Consider the following 518-nt stretch of genomic DNA (forward strand, 5'->3'; position numbering starts at 1 on the left):
TTCGAGCAACTGACGCCGAACCCTACCCCGGCTCAGACCACGATCAACGACTCGGTCGATAACACCACTGCGACCCTGACGGCGAGCCCGTCGGTGACCGAAGGCGGTGTGATCACCTACACCGTGACCCTGAGCAACCCTGCCCAGACGCCGGTGACTGTGACCTTGTCCAATGGGCAGGTAATCACCATCGAGGCTGGCAAGACTCAGGGCAGCGTCGACTTCCAGACCCCGGCGAATGACGTCTACAACAACGGTTCTACCGTCAGCACAACGATCACCGGCGCTAACGGCGGCAACTTCGAGCAACTGACGCCGAACCCAACCCCGGCTCAGACCACGATCAACGACTCGGTCGATAACACCACTGCGACCCTGACTGCATCGCCAAGCGTCACTGAAGGTGGCGTGATCACCTACACCGTGACCCTGAGCAACCCTGCCCAGACTCCGGTGACCGTGACCTTGTCCAACGGCCAGACTATCACCGTTGAGGCGGGCAAGACCCAGGGCAGCGT

Annotated in this window: 1 protein-coding gene; it reads left to right on the plus strand. The window is 61.4% G+C overall.

Features of this window, described 5'->3' with window-relative positions; genetic code table 11:
- A partial coding sequence (locus APH36_RS32245) for an immunoglobulin-like domain-containing protein (RefSeq protein WP_177337142.1) occupies positions 1–518 on the plus strand: 518 nt, incomplete at both ends.

It is taken from the genome of Pseudomonas sp. NBRC 111133 (assembly GCF_001320605.1).
Lineage (GTDB): Bacteria > Pseudomonadota > Gammaproteobacteria > Pseudomonadales > Pseudomonadaceae > Aquipseudomonas > Aquipseudomonas monteilii.